This window comes from Ectobacillus sp. OTK (genome assembly GCF_059698935.1).
Genome location: NZ_AP048547.1, coordinates 5,494,022 through 5,509,473 on the forward strand (window position 1 = coordinate 5,494,022; position 15,452 = coordinate 5,509,473).

Consider the following 15,452-nt stretch of genomic DNA (forward strand, 5'->3'; position numbering starts at 1 on the left):
CCCTTTTAAGCCCAACTCCTTGCATAAGGGCGTTTTAGCTATACACGTTTTCCTAGCTTATTCCGAAGCCCAAAACCTAAATCTATTATACCTAAGAAACTGATGAGAGAAAATAACACCGGCATCAATAAGGAGACAACAAAAAGTATAATTGGAAGCGCCTTAGGATAGCCTTTGCTATGAGACCAGAAGGCTACAAACGAGAAGCCTTGAGCAGCCAGAATCCATTGAAGCAGAAAGTTCAAATTTAGTAAAGCAATATATAAGTATGTTCCTTCCTCTGCCTTATAAACCATAGTAATAATGAGAAAAAGAACATAATACCAAAGAATGCTTTTTGGAAATCGAATATCACGAAATGGCGGCCATGGCTGCACAGGATTTCTTAAACGCTTTAAAACCGGAGCAGCAATTAATTGTGTAAACCAAGCCATCATCAATCCACTTGCAACAACTAATATTGGCAATAGGTAGCCGATTAGCCCAAGCGTTTGCTTCAACTGCTTCAGCTGCTCTTCATTTACCTGTGCACCAGTTGCTTTTGTAATTTGCTCGGCTTGTTGAATGGATTGATTGAATACGTCCTTTAGTTCATTTATAAAATTATAATTTAGCAACTGTACACTCACAATGTATAGCACAACGATATTCACTATGTAAATAAGTGTTCCTGCAAGTAAAATCTCTAAAGGCTTTCTTTTTCTTTTATACATACTGCCAAACACAATTCCAGCTGTCCCGAACATCACAGTATTCGTAATGCTAAGCGGCGAACTGACAATCATCGTTACCAAGGAGGCCACTACTACTAAAATAAGACTACGTTTCACATCATAACGTATCGAAAATAAGATAAAAGGGAGCGGCAGAGCCAATGAAATGAAAAGATTAAGTATTGGTACATAAAGGGATGCAAGCAGCAAAATGATGTAAACCGCCAGCAAAACTGCCCCTTCCGTGATGAACCTTGTATTTTTCATGCTTTTTCCTCGCTTTATTTACTTACTCCTTATCTATTTTAACCGTTTTCTTTCATTGATTAAACAAGAAAAAAGGCAATAAAACAACAAAATGCACAGTAGAGGGTATGCCCTTTACTGTGCATTTTCAACGTTCTTATTCTGCAACGTACGGTAAAAGTGCCATTTGACGAGCACGTTTAATCGCAACTGTAAGTTTGCGTTGGTATTTTGCACTAGTACCTGTTACACGACGAGGTAAAATCTTACCGCGCTCAGATACAAAGCGTTTTAAAAGATCAATATCTTTGTAATCAATGTTAGTGATGCCATTCGCAGTGAAGTAGCACACTTTACGACGTTTTGCACGTCCGCCTTTACGTCCACCAGCCATTTCAAATTCCCTCCATTCTTTAGTTATAGTAAGCCGATCTATACATTAAAATGGTAAATCATCGTCCGAAATATCAATCGGTTGACCTACATTTGCAAACGGGTCATCATTTCTTTGGAAATTAGGCTTCCCTTGATTTCCTGCTGGAGCGCCTCCGTACGATGGATTTTGCGGTCCTTGATTTCCGTAATTGCTAAAGGATTGTGGCTGCTGGTTGAACGAACCACGCTGCTCCCCGTTTGCTCCGCTTGACTTGGTATCTAAGAACTGTACGCTATCTGCAACAACTTCTGTTACATACACACGTTTGCCATCTTGTCCCTCATAGTTGCGAGTTTGAAGACGTCCATCCACGCCGGCAAGACTGCCCTTTTTCAAAAAGTTTGCTACATTCTCTGCTGGTTTACGCCATACAACACAGTTAATAAAATCAGCTTCGCGTTCGCCCTGCTGATTTGAAAATGTGCGATTCACAGCCAGCGTAAAAGTAGCCACCGCGATGCCATTTGGCGTGTAACGCAATTCTGGATCTTTAGTTAAACGACCAACGAGTAATACGCGATTCATCAACCGAACCACTCTCCCTCAAAAATATATCTTATTCTTCTTCGCGCACAACGATGTGGCGAATGATATCTTCGCTAATTTTAGCTAAACGCTCGAACTCTTGAACTGCAGCTGCAGGTGCGTTTACTTTGGATACCATGTAGATACCCTCGCGGAAGTCGTTGATTTCGTAAGCTAAGCGGCGTTTTCCCCACTCTTTTACGTTTGTAATTTCCGCACCGTTTGTTGTTAACACGTTCGCGAAACGCTCAACTACTGCTTTTTGAGCTTCCTCTTCCATGTTCGGGCGGATGATGTACATAATCTCATACTTTCTCATCCTAATGTCACCTCCTTTTGGACTAAACGGCCCACTAATGGGCAAGGAGCAATTTTTGTAATTACTCACAAGTCTAGATTATATCATAGTAGGTTGAGGGAATCAACTGGATGAAGAAGAAAAGTAAAAAGGGGAATTTTTTCTAAGAATAGAAAAACCAGAGATTGTCTTTAGTATAAAAATAAAACAGCTTGACCTATGTATAAAACAAAGAACAAGCTGTTCTATTAAAAAATATCCTTATACATTAAAACGGAAGTGTACGACATCTCCGTCCTTCATAACATATTCTTTTCCTTCCAAACGCACTTTTCCTGCCTCACGCGCAGCAGTCATTGAGCCATGCTGAAGAAGGTCATCATAAGAAACTGTTTCCGCCCGGATGAAGCCGCGTTCAAAATCAGTATGAATAATTCCTGCACATTGCGGCGCCTTCATTCCTTTACGGAACGTCCATGCACGAACTTCTTGTACGCCTGCTGTAAAATACGTAGCAAGGCCAAGCAAATGATAAGCTGCTCGAATCAATTGATCCAATCCGGATTCTTCAATTCCTAACTCTTCTAAGAAGGCTTTTTTCTCTTCTTCATCCAGTTCTGAGATTTCAGCTTCAATTTTCGCACAAACAACAATAACTTCCGCATTATCTTTTGCAGCAAACTCTTTAACCATTTGTACATACTCATTACCTGAAGGATCGATGATATCATCTTCTCCTACGTTTGCTACATATAGCATCGGCTTAATCGTTAAAAGATGAAGAGCCTTTACAACCTTCATTTCCTCGTCTGTAAACTCTACTGTACGAGCAGGCTGGTCTTTTTCAAACGCATCCTTCAAACGAACTAAAATCTCATGCTCAAACGCTGCTTCTTTGTCCTTTTGCTTAGCCAGCTTAGCAACGCGGTCAATTCGTTTTTCCACCGATTCTAAATCTGCCAAAATTAATTCTAAATTAATCGTCTCAATATCTGCAATCGGGTCTACCTTACCAGATACATGCGTAATATTTTCGTCTTCAAAGCATCGAACAACCTGACAAATCGCATCCACTTGACGAATGTGAGACAAGAATTTATTCCCTAAACCTTCCCCCTTGCTCGCACCCTTTACGATACCAGCAATATCAGTGAACTCAAATACAGTCGGAACTGTTTTTTTCGGCTGTACAAGCTCAGTAAGCTTATTCAAACGGTGATCCGGTACTTCTACAATTCCTACGTTCGGGTCAATTGTACAGAATGGATAATTGGCGGATTCTGCACCTGCTTGCGTAATTGCATTAAACAGCGTTGACTTCCCTACGTTTGGCAAACCAACGATCCCAGCTGTTAATCCCATTGCTTTCACTCCCATAAGTAATCTTTCATCATTATAGATAGTAACACATAAAATGACAAGCACAGAAACAGCCGCACAAGGCGGCTGTTTTAAGCTTCACTATCTTCTTGTCTCACAAGCACCTTCTTGAGCTTCCGATCAAATTCCCGGCGCGGGATCAAAACAGAATGAGAGCAGCCTTCACATTTGATTCGAATATCCATTCCCATTCGAATAATTTTCCAACGATTTACTCCGCACGGATGGGGCTTTTTCATTTCCACAACATCATTTAAATCATATTGCTTCTGCTCCATAATCTTTAAACACCTCTTGCTTAATTTCAGTTTGCTTGTTTGGTTTCCCTTTCTTCACGGCTGTAAAGCACCATGCGCGGATATGGGATTTCAATTCCATGTTCATCAAGCCGCAGTTTAATTTCTTTACGTAATGCTCTTGAAACAGCAAAATGCTGCATAGGCTGTGTTTCACAAATGACGCGAAGCGTGACCTCCGAATGGCCAAGCTGCTGAACCCCCAATAGTTCTGGACGTTTTACCATTTGCTCATACTGCATAGGAAGCTCATCAAGTAAATCCTCGATCACCCGTTCCGCATGATGAATATCGCTCTCATAGGAAATACTTATATCAACAAATGCCACACTATTATTTAATGAAAAGTTTGTTACTTCCTTAATATTACCATTCGGCAGAATATGTAATTCACCTGTCCAGCTTTTGATCTTTGTTGTACGCAATCCAATTTCTTCGATTGTTCCTTCAAAATTTCCCACTCGAACATAGTCACCTACCGAAAACTGATCCTCTAACAAAATAAAGAAGCCGGTAATTACATCACGAACTAAATTTTGGGCACCAAATCCAACAGCTAGTCCAACGACACCAGCCCCTGCAATTAATCCTTTTGTATCAATACCAAGTACTCCAAGAATCATAACAATTACAACAAAAAACACCGCATAAGTGAGAACATTTTCTAGAAGTTTGGCAATTGTAGCCAACCTGCGTTCTGACATTTGAAGTGGACTTTTTGATTTGATTCTAAAGGCTTTCTGAATAATTGCCCGCCCCGCGCGGATTACAATACTCGCTGCAGCAATAATAAAGATAATTTTAAGAATCGAGATTCCAGTCTTTTGCCATAACACAGGATCTAAAAGATAGTTTGTAAATTTTGTATACAAATTATCAAACTCGGTCATTTTAACCCGCCTTTCCCTTATTCAGATTATCGAGTCCACTCCTTATTGTAACAGAATTCCTTATTTGCTTCTAAAACATTCTGATTACAAGTTCCTTATTTTTTATAATCGATCAGGTATAAATTGGAATTATTTTTTATATACTGATAACATTACACTAAAGGGTGGATGCTTGTGAATTTAGAAACGCTAAAGAAAAATCCTTTTTTTGATAAGGGATCACAATCTGTCTTCTACCATGAAGCAGCAGCCGGAGATCGTTTGAGTCGTTTATTATCCGTCCATCTTACAGAAAAAACAACAAGACCTATTGTTCTTGTTTGCATCGGAACAGACCGTTCTACAGGAGATTCCCTCGGCCCTCTCGTTGGTTCCAAGCTCTCTGAGCGCGGCTTGGAGAACTTCAATATATTTGGGACATTGGAGGAGCCCGTTCATGCTCTAAATTTAGAAGAAACTCTTATATCTATCCAAAAACAATATGTACAACCCTTTGTAATTGCACTTGATGCATGTCTTGGCAAAGCCCAAAGCATTGGTGCGATTTCTGTCGGTCACGGTCCAAGTAAACCTGGCGCAGCAATGAATAAAAAACTTCCTCCTGTTGGAAACATACACATCCATGGTGTTGTGAATATTCAGGGATTTATGGAGTTTTTTGTATTGCAAAACACACGATTAAATTTAGTAATGAAAATGGCTGATGTTATTGCTGCAGGCATTCATAAAACAGATCGACATCTTACTGTATTCAAAAAAATAAACCATCTATAAAGATGGTTTATTTTTTATTTTCCCCAGCAAGAAGATCTAGAATACGCTGTAGATCTTCTTCACTAAAGAAATCAATTTCTATTTTACCCTTTTTGTTACTTTTTTTAATTTTCACGGATGTCCCAAAATGATCCCGAAGAAAGGATTCTTGTTCTTCAAAGAAGATATTCTTTTCCTTCTTCACTTCCTTTGTTTCACGTGAAACATTTTGATTTAGCTGTTGAATAAGCTGCTCTAGCTGCCTTACATTAAGTCCTTCTTTTTCAATTCTTTTTACGACAGCTTGCATTTTTGTTTTATCCTTTAATCCTAATAATGTTCGTCCATGTCCCATGGAAAGAGTGCCATTCGAAATCAATTGCTGAATATCCTCAGGGAGAGAGAGCAGTCGTATATGATTAGCAATATGCGGTCTGCTTTTTCCAAGGCGTTTTGCCAGCTGATCCTGAGTAAGCTTTAATTCGTCCATCAGCATTTGATAAGCAGCTGCCTCTTCCATAGGTGTTAAATCTTCCCGCTGTAAGTTTTCCAGTAATGCTAGCTCCATCATTTGTTGATCTGTTAAATTTCTTATCACAGCAGGTACAGTTTCTAGCTTTGCTTCTTTTGCAGCCCGAAATCTTCGTTCGCCAGCTACAATTTCATAGCCTTTAATGCTCTTCCTTACAATAATAGGCTGTACAATACCGTACTCAAGAATAGATGCTTTTAATTCATGAATCGCTTCTTCCTGAAAATGTTTTCGCGGTTGGTATGGATTGGGTCGCAGCTGGTTAATTGTAATTTCCTTCACAGCTTCTTCTTCCTTTACATCCAAATCTGGAAAGAAAGCCTGAATTCCCCTTCCAAGGCCTTTAGCCACCTGTAATCACTTCCTTCGCTAAATCTAAGTATACTTCTGAGCCTCTTGACTTAGCATCATATAACATAATTGGCTTTCCATAACTTGGTGCCTCACTTAAACGAACATTTCTCGGGATAACAGAACGGTATACCTTATCTCTAAAATATTTCTTCACTTCATCAATGACTTGAAGACCAAGATTTGTTCGAGCATCCAGCATCGTTAAAAGCACTCCTTGAATGGAAAGATCTTTATTTAAGTGCTTTTGTACAAGCCGGACAGTATTCAATAGTTGGCTGAGCCCTTCTAGGGCGTAGTATTCACATTGTACGGGGATAATAACCGAATCAGAAGCTGTTAATGCATTAATTGTCAGCAGTCCGAGGGAAGGAGGACAATCAATGATGATATAATCGTACTCATCTCGAACAGGCTGCAAAGCGCGTTTCAGACGAATTTCCCTTGATATCGTCGGTACAAGCTCAATTTCTGCTCCCGCCAACTGAATGGTTGCTGGAAGAATATCAAGGTCCTTCACTGCAGTCGGCTTTATAATTTTTCTAATATCCTCATCCTCTACAAGTACATTATATACACAGTGGTCTAAGCTTGCTTTATCTATCCCTACCCCTGTTGTTGCATTCCCTTGTGCATCAATGTCAACAAGAAGAACCTTTTTCCCTAAATAAGCTAAACCGGCACCTAGATTCACAGAGGTTGTTGTTTTTCCAACCCCTCCTTTTTGATTCGCAATTGAAATGATAGTTCCCATGTTGTCACCTACTTTCAACTTTCTATCCGTTCTGTTAGCAGACATCGTTTTTATTGTAACATGAACTAGCCTGCTTTCATTTTTATTTCTGTATTTAACTTCAAAATCTCATTCATAATCTCCTGCTTTTCATATTATAAAATATGTAAAAAAAGACTTCTCCATTTAATAGGAAAAGTCTTGCAGCCTCTTATTCTATTACTTTTTTGGAATTCTAATAGTAATTTGATAATACTCCTCGAATTCCGTTTCCTCTGTATTTACCTGCAATCCACTGTTCGCCACCATTTCTAATGACTGCCGAATCGTGTTCATTGCAATACGCGTGTCACGACTAAAAGCCTTCCGTTTCTGCTTTGATTTAGCTTTAGGTACATTCAGTTCTAAAAGCTTTTCAACCCGTTCCTCGGTTTGCTTTACATTTAACTGCTTTTCTTCTATTTCCTGTAACACTTTTAGCTGCTGTTCCTCATCTTTTAATGGAATGATGGCACGCGCATGACGTTCTGTAATTCTTTTCTCTAATAAAGATTGCTTTACTTCTTCTGGCAATTTTAATAGCCGAAGTTTATTTGCAACAGTTGATTGTCCTTTTCCAAGACGCTGGGCAAGAGCTTCCTGTGTTAAATTATGTAGCTCCAATAATTTTTGATAAGCAAATGCCTCTTCAATAGCTGTTAGCTCTTCCCGTTGCAGGTTTTCAATTAAAGCAACTGAAGCTGTTTCTGTATCACTCATATTTTTCACAATAGCTGGAATGGTTTCCCACCCCAGCTTTGTAACAGCTCGAAATCTTCTTTCCCCAGCAATAATCTCATATTGTTCCGCATTATACGCACGCACGACAATAGGTTGAATGATACCATGCGTTCGAATGGTAAGAGCAAGTTCATCAATTCTTTTATCATCAAAAACTGTGCGTGGCTGATAACGATTTGGAATAATGTCTACAAGAGGAATTTGCTTTACTTCTTCGCGGAGTTCCTCATGCAGGGCCACATCTGTGTCCCTTTCCCCAAATCCAAATAAACGGGAGAACGTATTCTTCATTGTACTCCACCACCCTTAACTCCTATTGGATACTTTCTCTATATAAAATGTTTCACATGAAACATGATTGCGAATATATGTATATTTCCATATTACTCACAATGCATTTTATTTTTCAATAGGTATTTTGTTTGGCATCCCGGGTTTACGAGGATACTTCTTTGGTGTTTTTCTTTTCTTTTCAATATATAAAATATTACGTTCACTCTCTTCAACCGGTAATTGGAAAGTTGAAATTTGCTTTACTTCCCCACCTAATACTTGCACAGCATGTTTTCCGCTCTCAAGCTCCTCTTGTGCAGCAGCTCCCTTCATAGCAATAAAAGCACCGCCAACCTTTACTAAAGGAAGACATAACTCGCTCAAAATAGAAAGCCGAGCAACTGCACGTGCTGTTACAATATCAAAGGATTCACGAATATCCTCTCTTCTTCCAAACGTTTCCGCACGATCATGATAAAAGGCTACATTCTCTAGGTTCAGCTCCGTTGCCAAATGGTTCAAAAAGGTAATTCTTTTTTGTAAAGAATCTACAATCGTAACCTTCAAATCTGGAAAACAGATTTTTAATGGAATACTTGGAAATCCAGCCCCGGCACCGACATCACAAAGAGAAAACGGCTTAGAAAAGTCGTGATAAAAGGCTGCTGTAACAGAATCGAAAAAGTGCTTTAAGTAGACTTCTTCTTTATCTGTAATAGCCGTTAAATTCATTTTCTCATTCCATTCTACGAGCAGCTCATAGTATCTTTCAAATTGCTGTATTTGTCCAGGAGAGAGGGAGATTCCTTTCTCTTGAAGCATATTTTGAAACTGTTGCGCGTTCATACAGTAATATCCCCTAACTCTTTATTGGTTCGATACTCTTGCGATTTTTCCTTGTTCAAGATACACAAGTAAAATAGAAACATCCGCAGGGTTTACACCGGAAATACGAGAGGCCTGCCCAACGGAAAGCGGACGCACCTGCTTAAGCTTTTGACGTGCTTCTGATGCCAATCCTGTAATTGCGTCATAGTCAATATTAGCTGGGATCTTCTTGCTTTCCATTTTTCTCATTCGTTCTACTTGTTGAATGGACTTTTCAATGTAGCCCTCATATTTAATTTGAATCTCGACCTGCTCTGCTACTTCATCTGGAACTGGATCCTCACTCGGAACAATGGCACGAATATGTTCATATGTCATTTCTGGTCTTCTTAGTAAGTCGCTTGCACGAATACCATCCTTTAATTCACTTCCCCCAACATTGCGAATGAGTTCCTGTACCTCAGCACGCGGCTTGATAATTAAGCCTGCAAGACGGTTCTTTTCACGCTCAATTTGCTCTTTTTTTGCTTGAAAACGAGCATAACGCTCCTCTGGGATCAGACCAATTCGATGTCCAATTTCCGTAAGGCGCAGATCGGCATTATCATGGCGAAGCAATAAACGATATTCAGCACGTGAAGTTAACAAGCGATACGGTTCATTTGTTCCCTTTGTTACTAAATCATCAATTAACACGCCAATATAAGCCTCTGAACGATCAAGTATAACTTCTTGTTTTCCCAAAGCTCGGCAAGCCGCATTAATTCCAGCCATCAATCCTTGTCCTGCCGCCTCTTCATAACCAGATGTTCCGTTAATTTGTCCTGCCGTATATAAGTTTTTAATATTTTTTGTCTCTAAAGTCGGCCAAAGCTGTGTTGGTACGATTGCATCATACTCAATCGCGTAACCGGTCCGCATCATTTCTACATTTTCAAGTCCAGGTATTGTACGTAAAATTTCACGCTGTACATCCTCTGGTAAACTTGTTGATAATCCTTGTACATAGACCTCTTGTGTATGCCGTCCTTCTGGCTCTAAGAAAATTTGATGTCTTGGTTTATCATGGAAACGTACTACCTTATCTTCGATAGAAGGGCAATAGCGTGGTCCTGTACCTTTAATCATGCCTGAATACATCGCTGAGCGGTGTAAATTCGCATCAATGAGACGATGTGTTTCTTCGCTCGTATACGTAAGCCAGCATGGAATTTGGTCTAAAATAAATTTTGTTGTCTCGAAGGAAAATGCACGCGGTGTTTCATCTCCAGGTTGAATCTCAGTTTTACTGTAGTCAATAGTGTCACTGTGTACACGCGGCGGTGTTCCCGTTTTAAAGCGTACTAGCTCAAATCCCAATTCCTCTAAATGCTCAGAAAGCTTGACTGACGGCTGCTGATTGTTCGGGCCGCTTGAATATTTCAAATCGCCGATAATAATTTCCCCGCGCAAAAATGTTCCAGTTGTAATGACGACTGTTTTCGCTTCATATTCTGCCCCTGTTTTTGTAACAACTCCCGTACATACACCGTCCTCTACAATCAGACGCTCAACCATACCTTGCTGCAAGGAAAGGTTTGGTGTATTTTCAATCGTTTTCTTCATCTCATGCTGATAAGCGAACTTATCTGCTTGTGCACGCAGCGCACGAACAGCTGGCCCTTTTCCAGTATTCAGCATACGCATTTGAATATGCGTTTTATCAATATTTCGACCCATTTCTCCACCTAATGCATCTAGCTCACGTACAACAATTCCCTTTGCTGGACCACCGACAGACGGGTTACACGGCATAAATGCCACCATATCCAAGTTGATTGTTAGCATCAACGTTTTTGCTCCCATACGAGCAGCAGCTAGGCCAGCCTCACAGCCGGCATGACCTGCACCGATTACGATTACATCATAAGAACCGGCTTTATATCCCATACTTCCATTCCTCCTTCATTGTGTTACTTTCCAAGACAAAACTGGGAGAATAATTGATCAAGCAAGCTTTCATGTATAGTTTCCCCTGTTACTTCACCGAGTATCTCCCATGTTCTCGTTAAATCAATTTGTACCATATCAATTGGCATGCCATTATGAACAGCTTCGATTGCATCCGTAATTGTTCGTTCCGCTTGTGCCAATAATCCAATGTGCCGAGCATTAGATACATATGTGATATCTCCCGCTTCGAGGGAGCCTTCAAAAAACAAATCAGCAATTGCTCGTTCTAACTCATCTACACCCTGCTCTTCGATAAGAGAGGTAGTAATGATTTTTGCCTTTCCCGCTAAAGCCTTTACTTCATCCAAATCAATTTTTTGCGGCAAGTCGGTTTTATTTACGATTACAATGGTATCCTTTTCTTGAATTGCTTCAAATAGTTCTTTATCTGATGCCGTTACACGTTCATTATAATTTAACACCAGCAAAACAAGATCAGCCCGCTGCAGCATTTCCTTTGAACGCTCAACACCAATTTTCTCTACAACATCCTTCGTTTCTCGAATACCAGCTGTATCGATAAGACGCAGCGGTACGCCGCGCACGTTAACATATTCTTCAATAACGTCCCTCGTTGTTCCTGCAATATCTGTAACAATTGCTTTCTTCTCCTGAACAAGACTATTTAGGAGTGATGACTTTCCAACATTAGGACGCCCAATAATAACAGTTGCAATTCCTTCTCGGAGGATTTTTCCTTGCTTTGAAGTTTGCAAAAGCTTTCGAATTTCATCTCGAACCCGTTCCGCTTTCTCTATAAGAACAGAATGTGTCATCTCTTCTACATCATCATACTCTGGATAATCAATATTTACCTCTACATGAGCTAATGTTTCAATCAACTCCTGTCGCAAGCGCTTAATAAGCTTGGACAGACGGCCTTCCATTTGGCCAATGGCAACATTCATCGCACGATCTGTTTTCGCCCGTATTAAATCCATAACTGCCTCTGCTTGGGATAAATCGATACGCCCATTTAAAAAAGCACGCTTCGTAAATTCACCAGGCTCTGCTAGCCGTACTCCTTGTGTTAAAATAAGCTGCAGCACCTTATTAACTGACACCAAACCTCCATGACAGTTCACTTCAACAATATCCTCACGTGTGAACGTCCTCGGTGCTCTCATCACAGATACCATTACTTCCTCTATAACCTGATTTGTATCCGGGTCAACTATATTTCCGTAATGAATTGTATGCGATGACACTTGTGTTAAATCTTTTCCTTTGAAAATCCGGTTTACCTTCTCTACCGCATCCTCTCCACTTACTCGGACAATCGCAATAGCTCCTTCTCCAAGCGCAGTAGAAATAGCTGCAATTGTATCAAATTCCATGCCCATTCACCTCGCTTATTTTTTGTTTGTATATTAAACATGGGATATTTATCTGCACTAAATCCTTAGCATACCATAATGCGTAGAGCTTAAAAAGAATGACAGCTTATTTTATTATTTCTACTCTGAAAAGCGGACACACTGTACAGAAAACGTACGTTTCGGTTGAAGGTTACTTGACTGCGAGAGGCTGGACGATGAAGCTAGGCAATTCCCCAAAAAGTTACACCTTCTTACCTTTCTAAAAGGCTCTTTTCTAAACAATTGTTGCTATAGGAATAAAGAAACGTGTTTCGATATAAGCAAGAGGCTGTTCCTCTCTTGCAGCTGACCTATCATTTCTGACTTCCCGCCTCTTCGCACAGTGCTGTATACGTGCTGCTGAGCCAGATGCAAAAGCAACAATATCTGCGAAAACAGCCTTCTAAAAAGGAGATACAGCTTTTTTCATGATAGGAATATTTTGGTTGAAATCTATTCCTGCTATACATGTTAGCATCTATAACGAAATACAACAGGAAAACCGGCAATCTCTATTGAGCTGCCGGTTTCTTTATATCTATCTACTTAGGAGAAATCACCACATGTCGATGCGGTTCTGCTCCTTCTGATGTTGTAATTACATGCGGGTGGTGGGAAAGCGCCTGATGAATTACTTTTCTTTCAAAGGAAGGCATCGGCTCTAAAACAACCTTTTTCTTCGTATTAAACACTTGCTTCGCTAAACGCTGTGCAAGAGATTCTAGCGTTTCCTTCCTCTTCTCCCGATAGTTCTCAGCATCAATCATAATATTTATATACTGCTTCGTATTTCTGTTTACTACAAGCTGCGTTAAATACTGAATAGCATTTAACGTACTGCCTCTTTTTCCGATAAGAAGCGCTACCTTTTCTCCCGAAAGCGTAAGAGTTACCTCTCTCCCCTTCACTGACTTTTCCACAGTGACATCGAGGTTCATCTCTCGAATAATACCTTTTATATAGCTTACAGCTTCTTCAATCGGATCCTTTTGCACACTCACAACTTCTTCAATCGAATCCTTTTCTACCGCTATAGCTCCTTCAGTTACCTCCAAACCCTTGCCTACAGTTACTTCAACCATAGCAGGTCTAGAACCAAGGAGCCCTAGGAACCCTTTTCGGCCCTTATCTATAATACGAATTTCCACCTGTTCACGAGAAACCCCTAGCTGTGCTAGCGCCGATTGAACTGCCTCTTCGACTGTTTGTCCTTTAGCAGTAATTCCGTTCACTTGGTTGCTCCTCCTGTTTTTGCCTGCCTAATTTCAGGTCCTTTAATAAAGTATGTTTGAGCAATACTAAAGATATTCCCTACTACCCAATAAAGAGAAAGTGCTGCTGGGAAATTAATAGCAAAGACGATAATCATGATAGGCATTAACCAAAGCATCATAGACATTTGCGGATTTGCCGGCATCCCTACCATTGAAATTTTCTGCTGGATAAATGTTGTCGCACCAGCAAGAAGCGGCAATAGATAAATCGGGTCTGGATGCCCGAGATCAAACCATAAAAAACTATGCTGCTTAATTTCAGCAGTTCGCATAATCGCATGATAAAAACCGATTAAAATTGGCATTTGCACAAAAATTGGTAAACATCCTGCAAGAGGATTTACACCATGCTTTTGATACATCTGCATCATCTCTTGTTGAAGCTTTTGTTGCGTTGCCTGATCTTTAGAGCTATATTTCTCACGCAGCTTTGTAATCTCGGGCTGCAAGGCCTGCATTGCTTTTGTGCTCTTGGTTTGTTTAATCATGAGCGGCAACAAAGCCAATCGAATAATAAGCGTAACGATAATAATAGCCAAGCCATAATCCTCTCCGGTTACAGTAGCAAAATAGGTAATTAACCAGGAGAGCGGGTATACGAAGTATTGATTCCAAATTCCTTGGCTTTCCTTCGTAATCGGCTCATTGATTTCGTTACAGCCGCTGACAACCGCTGTAAGTGCGATTACCATCAGCAATAACCCTATTTTCTTTTTCACAGCTTTTCCTCCTTCTAGTATGTATATATTTATAGTTGCTTCATTTTCGTTTCGGTGTTCTGAATTCGAATGCCGGAACGATGCAAAACATGGAGAAGACTTTTCTTAAACTCCTCATATTCCATTTCTGCACAAGGCTTCCTTGCTATTATAACAAAATCTTTTCCAGAATCTATCTTCTCTTTTAATTCTGTAAACACTTGACGAATCATCCGCTTAACTCGATTTCGTGTTACAGCATTCCCAACCTTCTTGCTAACAGAGAGTCCGATACGAAAGTACGGCTGATCTGGCTTGTCCAACTGATATAAAACAAACTGTCGGTTCGCATTAGATTGTCCCTTCTGAAAAACAGTTTGAAATTCCTTATTCTTCTTTATACGATTCATTTTCTTCATTTACTTAAACACTCCTGTATATCGTAAGCGGAACATTTATACTGCTAGAAAAAAGACCACTGAACGATCAGTGGCCTACGCAGATAATACTTTTCTTCCTTTACGACGACGAGCAGCTAGAACTTTACGGCCGTTTGCTGTGCTCATACGCGCACGGAAACCATGTACTTTGCTGCGCTTACGCTTATTTGGTTGAAACGTTCTTTTCATTTTATAACACCTCCCTGAGGAATAACTGTTACAGACAGTCCTATAAATTATAGTTAATCCTTAGGGGAAATGTCAATGCTTCTGGGCATTTTCATTTTATATGCATCTTTTTCCTATTCACAGGGTTTTTCACACCTGTTCCATTTCGTTGTGGATAATTTTTTTCGTCCACTTTTCTATCCACAGCTCGTTTTTATAGTTTTACACAGTATATCGTGTTGTGGAAAAGTATGCTCCACAATGGATTGATTTTGTGGATAACTTTATAAAATTCATTGCTATTACTACTTATTTTTGATATTATATTTTTGTTTTCAACTGGAAATAACTTTCCTATGCGCTCATGATATCCACAAACTGTGTATAAGTTGTGGATATCATTTTTAACATGTGTGTAATTTTTATCCACATCTTTCTGTTTTGTAGAAAACAGCCCGTCTTATCTCCGCGCACATTCTAGTTTTTTA

18 protein-coding genes are annotated in these 15,452 nt (G+C 39.9%); 1 reads left to right on the forward strand and 17 read right to left on the reverse strand.

The genetic code is table 11. From position 1 onward, the window contains the following. Nucleotides 1-38: 38 nt before the first annotated feature. The 7 genes from AC6HZ4_RS27110 to AC6HZ4_RS27140 all read right to left on the reverse strand — a co-directional run bounded on the left by AC6HZ4_RS27110 (nt 39) and on the right by AC6HZ4_RS27140 (nt 4,784). Complete coding sequence (locus tag AC6HZ4_RS27110) at nt 39-980, reverse strand: YybS family protein (RefSeq protein WP_497493020.1); 942 nt, start codon at nt 978-980, stop codon at nt 39-41. Between the two features lie 136 nt (nt 981-1,116). After that, complete coding sequence (rpsR, locus tag AC6HZ4_RS27115; protein WP_497493021.1) at nt 1,117-1,353, reverse strand: 30S ribosomal protein S18; 237 nt, start codon at nt 1,351-1,353, stop codon at nt 1,117-1,119. Between the two features lie 45 nt (nt 1,354-1,398). After that, nucleotides 1,399-1,923 carry a single-stranded DNA-binding protein gene (gene ssb, locus AC6HZ4_RS27120; protein ID WP_497493022.1) on the reverse strand — a complete coding sequence of 175 codons (525 nt, stop codon included), beginning with the start codon at nt 1,921-1,923 and terminating at the stop codon, nt 1,399-1,401. 28 nt (nt 1,924-1,951) lie between these two features. Further along, entirely contained in the window at nt 1,952-2,239 is a 288-nt protein-coding gene (gene rpsF / locus AC6HZ4_RS27125) for a 30S ribosomal protein S6 (protein WP_497493023.1), read from the reverse strand. Between the two features lie 240 nt (nt 2,240-2,479). After that, complete coding sequence (gene ychF, locus AC6HZ4_RS27130; RefSeq protein WP_497493024.1) at nt 2,480-3,580, reverse strand: redox-regulated ATPase YchF; 1,101 nt, start codon at nt 3,578-3,580, stop codon at nt 2,480-2,482. A gap of 89 nt (nt 3,581-3,669) precedes the next feature. Further along, a complete protein-coding gene (locus AC6HZ4_RS27135) occupies nt 3,670-3,876 on the reverse strand; it encodes a DUF951 domain-containing protein (RefSeq protein WP_379947623.1) in 207 nt (68 codons plus the stop codon). A gap of 26 nt (nt 3,877-3,902) precedes the next feature. Then, nucleotides 3,903-4,784 (reverse strand): mechanosensitive ion channel family protein, encoded by an 882-nt coding sequence (locus AC6HZ4_RS27140; protein WP_497493025.1) that lies wholly within the window; start codon nt 4,782-4,784, stop codon nt 3,903-3,905. A gap of 168 nt (nt 4,785-4,952) precedes the next feature. Between AC6HZ4_RS27140 and yyaC the strand changes: the two genes are divergently transcribed. After that, nucleotides 4,953-5,558, forward strand: a complete 606-nt coding sequence (gene yyaC, locus AC6HZ4_RS27145; RefSeq protein ID WP_497493026.1) for a spore protease YyaC — start codon at nt 4,953-4,955, stop codon at nt 5,556-5,558. Nucleotides 5,559-5,565: 7 nt separating this feature from the next. On the opposite strand, the gene AC6HZ4_RS27150 is transcribed toward yyaC, so the two are convergent. The 10 genes from AC6HZ4_RS27150 to rpmH all read right to left on the reverse strand — a co-directional run bounded on the left by AC6HZ4_RS27150 (nt 5,566) and on the right by rpmH (nt 14,985). After that, a complete protein-coding gene (locus AC6HZ4_RS27150) occupies nt 5,566-6,420 on the reverse strand; it encodes a ParB/RepB/Spo0J family partition protein (RefSeq protein ID WP_497493027.1) in 855 nt (284 codons plus the stop codon). Next, a complete protein-coding gene (locus tag AC6HZ4_RS27155) occupies nt 6,413-7,174 on the reverse strand; it encodes a ParA family protein (RefSeq protein WP_497493028.1) in 762 nt (253 codons plus the stop codon). The genes AC6HZ4_RS27150 and AC6HZ4_RS27155 overlap by 8 nt, the downstream gene beginning before the upstream one ends. 198 nt (nt 7,175-7,372) lie before the next feature. Then, a complete protein-coding gene (gene noc, locus AC6HZ4_RS27160) occupies nt 7,373-8,224 on the reverse strand; it encodes a nucleoid occlusion protein (RefSeq protein ID WP_497493029.1) in 852 nt (283 codons plus the stop codon). A gap of 108 nt (nt 8,225-8,332) precedes the next feature. Beyond that, nucleotides 8,333-9,052 carry a 16S rRNA (guanine(527)-N(7))-methyltransferase RsmG gene (gene rsmG, locus AC6HZ4_RS27165; protein ID WP_497493030.1) on the reverse strand — a complete coding sequence of 240 codons (720 nt, stop codon included), beginning with the start codon at nt 9,050-9,052 and terminating at the stop codon, nt 8,333-8,335. 21 nt (nt 9,053-9,073) lie between these two features. Beyond that, the gene (mnmG, locus tag AC6HZ4_RS27170) at nt 9,074-10,963 is read right to left on the reverse strand and encodes a tRNA uridine-5-carboxymethylaminomethyl(34) synthesis enzyme MnmG (RefSeq protein WP_497493032.1); all 1,890 of its coding nucleotides are present in this window, start codon (nt 10,961-10,963) and stop codon (nt 9,074-9,076) included. A 23-nt stretch (nt 10,964-10,986) separates the two neighbouring features. Beyond that, entirely contained in the window at nt 10,987-12,363 is a 1,377-nt protein-coding gene (mnmE, locus tag AC6HZ4_RS27175; RefSeq protein ID WP_497493033.1) for a tRNA uridine-5-carboxymethylaminomethyl(34) synthesis GTPase MnmE, read from the reverse strand. Nucleotides 12,364-12,926: 563 nt separating this feature from the next. Continuing rightward, on the reverse strand, nt 12,927-13,616 hold the full coding sequence (gene jag / locus AC6HZ4_RS27180; protein WP_497493034.1) for an RNA-binding cell elongation regulator Jag/EloR: 690 nt from the start codon (nt 13,614-13,616) through the stop codon (nt 12,927-12,929). Beyond that, nucleotides 13,613-14,377 (reverse strand): YidC family membrane integrase SpoIIIJ, encoded by a 765-nt coding sequence (spoIIIJ, locus tag AC6HZ4_RS27185; protein ID WP_497493035.1) that lies wholly within the window; start codon nt 14,375-14,377, stop codon nt 13,613-13,615. Before spoIIIJ ends, jag begins: the two co-directional genes overlap by 4 nt. A 29-nt stretch (nt 14,378-14,406) precedes the next feature. Beyond that, a complete protein-coding gene (gene rnpA / locus AC6HZ4_RS27190) occupies nt 14,407-14,775 on the reverse strand; it encodes a ribonuclease P protein component (protein WP_497493036.1) in 369 nt (122 codons plus the stop codon). Nucleotides 14,776-14,850: 75 nt separating this feature from the next. Then, on the reverse strand, nt 14,851-14,985 hold the full coding sequence (rpmH, locus tag AC6HZ4_RS27195) for a 50S ribosomal protein L34 (RefSeq protein ID WP_129728619.1): 135 nt from the start codon (nt 14,983-14,985) through the stop codon (nt 14,851-14,853). Between the last annotated feature and the right edge of the window lie 467 nt (nt 14,986-15,452).